At 40.8% G+C, this 4,978-nt stretch carries 4 protein-coding genes and 1 pseudogene; 4 read left to right on the forward strand and 1 reads right to left on the reverse strand.

The window, feature by feature from the left end:
- From V7659_RS28775 to V7659_RS28790, 4 genes and pseudogenes are all read left to right on the forward strand, one after another.
- A pseudogene (locus V7659_RS28775) lies at positions 1–109 on the forward strand (chromosome condensation regulator); the annotation flags it as partial.
- 182 nt (positions 110–291) lie between these two features.
- On the forward strand, positions 292–1,317 hold the full coding sequence (locus V7659_RS28780; RefSeq protein WP_335543471.1) for a tetratricopeptide repeat protein: 1,026 nt from the start codon (positions 292–294) through the stop codon (positions 1,315–1,317).
- A gap of 72 nt (positions 1,318–1,389) precedes the next feature.
- The gene (locus tag V7659_RS28785) at positions 1,390–2,772 is read left to right on the forward strand and encodes a M20/M25/M40 family metallo-hydrolase (RefSeq protein ID WP_335543472.1); all 1,383 of its coding nucleotides are present in this window, start codon (positions 1,390–1,392) and stop codon (positions 2,770–2,772) included.
- Positions 2,769–3,170, forward strand: a complete 402-nt coding sequence (locus V7659_RS28790) for a gamma-glutamylcyclotransferase family protein (protein ID WP_335543473.1) — start codon at positions 2,769–2,771, stop codon at positions 3,168–3,170. The genes V7659_RS28785 and V7659_RS28790 overlap by 4 nt, the downstream gene beginning before the upstream one ends.
- 62 nt (positions 3,171–3,232) lie before the next feature.
- Here V7659_RS28790 and V7659_RS28795 read toward each other — a convergent pair whose 3' ends face one another.
- Complete coding sequence (locus V7659_RS28795) at positions 3,233–4,732, reverse strand: MDR family MFS transporter (RefSeq protein WP_335543474.1); 1,500 nt, start codon at positions 4,730–4,732, stop codon at positions 3,233–3,235.
- Positions 4,733–4,978 lie beyond the last annotated feature (246 nt).

A 4,978-nucleotide genomic window follows, 5' to 3' on the forward strand; every position in this document is an offset into this window, starting at 1 on the left:
TCATACAATCGGTCTTAAATCGGATGGTACAGTGATGGCTGTCGGTTTGAATAAACATGACCAATGCGATGTAAGCGGCTGGACCGGCATCCAACTGCCTAGCAATTAGTTTTTAATAACCACAACCCAGAGAAGAACAGAATGAGTTAATGAGCATTGTTTCAGAAATATGGTTATTCCTTTTGTTGAATTTTGAAGGATTTTTTTTCCCAATACTTGAATCTAATAGGGAACAATTTGGATTGAGCCTATTGTGACAAATAAGAATCCATCAATCATGGGGGAATTTATATGCGTTTAAGAGACAAAACAATGGAAGAACTAGAGGATCTGGAGGAAGAGTTAACTAGCCAAGAAGAGGAACAGGGGGCTCCCAATTTCTTATTGAGAATCAATTTATATAAAGAAATGGTTCGATGCCTTGATCAGCTGGTTCGGAGGAAGAGGGATGAATACCAAAGTTCTTTAGAATATGTGAAAAGAAAACTAATCTTTCACCTGATTGAATATGGATCCTACTTAAAAATGGTTGATCAGAAGGATGATCATTTAGCTATAAAGTGCCTAAAAGATGCTCTGAAGTATGATCCTAAGAATCCAATTGCAGCGTACCGACTTGGTTTTTTGTCATTCAAGTACAAAAGGTATTCAGAAGCCCTAACATATTTCGAGGACTCTTTAGAAAATCACAAATATGATCCTAATGGACAGTATCAATTAAATAGCCAGCAATTGGTTAATGCCCATTTGTATTTAACAACTAGTGCTTTACATATTGCCAATCAGAGCTACAAACGGATGAATCAATTACCTTCTACTGGGACTGTAGAATTTCCCAATAATGAATTTTCACCACTGATTAAAAATATATTAGATAATGAGCAGTTTTTGCAGCGCCATGCCTTTTATAAGGTAAATCATAATGGGAGGCGGACATGTTCAAAAATGGATTGTGAGACCATGTTTAGCTCCTCGCCCCCTGACACCATTGTGTTATTTTTTAATGATCGTACCATTAACATAGCTTTTGAAGGAGCAGAAGCAGAATTAAGTCCGGATCAAGGATATTTGCTGCGGCATTTCCTATTAAAAAGCTCGGAAGACCATCCAACGACACGAAACGCATTCTCGAATGTTGAAATTAGACCGAACACCTATACTCAAAATGTTACCAGGTTAAAAAATAAACTAACCCAGAAAGGATTCCCTCCCATCATAGAGAACACGAGATACCGCAACGAGACAGCATACTACTTCAATCAAGCTTATCCATTTTATGTGATGTATAGGGTGGATGAGGAAATTGAATACATATAAAAGAAGGCGATGACAGGGGTGTCATCGCTCTTTTGCGATAATAAGACCATCAAGTAAAGAGGAGATGGTTTGATGAAAAACTGGAATCAATTATTCATTCGTCATGGATTTATGGTAGAGGAGGTTCGTCCGAATGTATTTCATTGTTTAAAAGAAACAGAGGATAATATGGCATTTTTATTAGAGAGTTTGGATAGACTTTCCATTTCATATACCTTAGAGAAAGGTTTATTAACCTTACATGGCCCTGCAATAGCTGAAGAAACATGGATAAATGGTGTCGACTTTGAATACCGAGGCCGCGGCGAGGATTTGTGGTTTCGTCCTGGATTGGATCAGCCGAAGGTTAAAGAGCTTGATACCTATATCTCCGGTATTGTAAGGCAGCTTAACCGGCTTGGCTTTTATACGAATATGAGCTGTGACGGACATGAACGAAGAAATCCACGCCTTGGCTTTATTGATAGTGTTGACGTGGAAATGGTCACTGAGATCTTTTTAGCCGTGGGTGTTTCAAAAATTCATTGGAGCAGTAGGGGAGCAAGGTTGAGTATGAGCATCTCACGTCCAGCACTACTTGATATTGCGGAAAAGCTATCTTATATTCGCAAAGAATGGCTTGAGCAGGGTGCTGATTTTATTAGAAAGCAGTTTTTCTTTATTCAATTGGAACAGCTTTTATCCATTCCGGGAGAAAGCGGGGATGAGGATAGAGTACGGCAATTTGTGATGGAGAAATTGAAGAATCATGTAGACTATATGACAGTTGATCATACTGGAAACATCCTGGCGCAAAAGAAATTTGGAACTGGTCATGGTCCAACGATCCTTCTTAATGCCCATTTAGATACGGTTGAGCGAATAGAAGAAGGCAAGAAGATCGTGAAGGATGGATTGATTTGGTCAAGTGACAAAGGCATTCTTGGTGCAGATGACCGGGCGGGAATTGCGGTGATTTTGGAGGCAGCAAAGCGTCTATACACCTCGGACTTCAATGGAATAGTAAAATTCATCTTCACGGTGGAAGAGGAAATTGGCTTAATCGGAGCAAGAAGTGTAGATGAATATTTCTTGTGGGATGTAGATGCAGCGATTGTTGTCGACCGCAGTGGCTCGGGGGACATTGTCACTTCATGCGGCAGCTACCAGTCCTTTTGCCATGAGAATTACGGAAAGTTCTTTCAAGAAGCGGCCATACGAATCGGAATAGCAGGATGGAAAACAACCGCCGGTGGCAGCAGTGACACACGAATATGGGCCATGCAAGGTATCCAAAGTGTCAATCTTTCTGCAGGTTACAGCCATGAACATACATCGGCTGAAACGTTGAATATTGAAGCCTGTTATAACACGTCTGCCTTAATAATCGAGGTCTTTCGGGACTATAGAAATCTGCAAAGAACCTTGCGTCAAATCGAAAGGCTAGAATTGCATGGAAGGAGTGCAGTGAGATGAACCATATTTATGTATTTGTTTATGGCACGTTAAGAAAGAATGAGAGTAACCACTATTTAATGAAAGGTGCTACACTAATCGCCGGTCAAGCATGGGCGAATGGGCGTCTTTTTGATACAGGGGTGGGTTACCCGGCATTGAAGGAATCGATGTGCGATAAAGTCTATGGTGAATTGTACCTTGTATCCGAGGAACAGCTTCTTAGGCTGGATGAATTGGAAGGATACCGTCCAAATAGAAGTAACAACCTATACAACCGCAAAAATCAAGTGGTATTTTATGAAAATGATAAAATTGAAGCCTATCTATATTTCATCGCGGAACATCATGGGTCTATGTTGAAAAATCATATTGAATCAGGTGATTGGAAGGTTTACAGGATTGAAAAATCGGATTAACCCATCCAATATATTTTGCAAGTGAAAGTAGTAAAAGCCGCCAAGTTGGCGGCTCTTAACGTTTAGTGTTGGACTTGCTTTTGATGTTCCATTACCTTCTTGTGTGAAGGAAGGAAGAGCGTACAAAGGATGTTTGCGATCCCAATAAAAAATACGAGAATAAACACAAGGTGCATCCCATGGGCTAGAGCCTCTTGGATCATCGTAATGACGTTAGCAGGCAGCTTATTAATGGTGTCTGAGCTTAAGAGATTACTAATATTGCCTCCTCCACTCCAACTTCCCCCTGCATGTTCTTTTCCAAACGTAATCAGTGAGTTGTTAAAAATAGTTCCAAAGACAGCAACCCCAACCGTTTGGCCAATGGACCTAATAAAGCTGTTTGATGCGGTTGCGGCTCCACGCATTTGGCAGCCAACCGCTGATTGAACGAGAACGGTGGTTGGGGTTGTTGCATAACCCATGCCAAGACCGATCACAATCATGATCCCTACAAAATACCAATATGGGGAGTCAAGTTCCACAGCAAGCAGCCAGGTTCCACCTAGGGCAATCAAAACAGCACCAAGAATGGCTGTTAACTTTGAACCAATTTTATACATATAACGGCCGGCAAAAGTGGCACCCAAAGGCCAGGCAATTGACATTGGCATGAGTGTCAGTCCTGAGCTTGTCGCACTGTGGCCAAGAATTTTTTGAATCCACATTGGTAAATAAACATTCACTCCAATTAGGACGGCACTAGCTAGAAAACCGATGAGATTGGAAACGAGAATGACAGGAATCTTGAAAAGTGATGGAGGAAGCATCGGTTCCTTCACTTTGGTTTCGATATAACCAAACAGCACAATAAAGATTACTGAAACAGCAAATAGGATATAAATGGCTGTCGAATTCCATGCATATTTTTGCCCTGGACCAGCATTCAGTAGAGCATATAATAGAGTGGAAATCCCAATGGTAAAAGTGATAGCTCCCAGATAATCAATTTTACGGTCCTTTTTCAATTCAACCGTTTCATGGAAGAAAACTGTGATTAACACGAGCGAGACTAAACCGATCGGCAAATTAATATAGAAAATCCAGCGCCAACTGATTTGGTCCACAAAGAATCCGCCAACCAAGGGGCCAAGAAGACCTGCAATTCCCCAGACCGAACTAAAGACTCCCTGCATTTTGGCTCGTTGTTCACCAGGAAAGAGGTCACCAATAATCGTAAAGGTTAACGGCATTACCGCACCAGCACCAATCCCTTGAAAAGCACGGAACCAAATTAATTGATTCATCGTTTGGGCAGCACCCGACAACATCGAGCCGACCACAAACAAAATAACCCCGAAGATAAAAACTTTTTTTCGGCCGAATAAATCAGCCAATTTACCGTAAATAGGTGTCGTGACAGAAGTGGTAAGAGTGTAGATGGCAAATACCCAGCTGATTAATTTTAATCCGCTGAGGTCACTGACAATTTGCGGCATAGCGGTACTGACTACCGTGACGTCAATGGCGACTAATAGAATCGCACACAAAATATGACCGACATGATCAATCGCTTGCAGCAATCAAATTTAGTTACTCTATTCCAAGACCCTGAAGATAAAAGACGTACGCGAGTAAAAATAACAGAGGAAGGAATCCGTGTGTATGAGGAATTGAAATCTTTAGGAAATAATTTTAATGCCCAGACTTATCATATTTATAATGAAAATGAGATAGTGGTTTTAAGTGAATTACTAAATCGGCTCGTCGATCATTTGAAAGAAGAGTAATGATAGGAGAAATAGGGTCTTTTTTTGTATAGGTAATTT

The organism is Neobacillus drentensis (assembly GCF_036966985.1).
Taxonomy (GTDB): Bacteria; Bacillota; Bacilli; order Bacillales; family Cytobacillaceae; genus Neobacillus; species Neobacillus drentensis_E.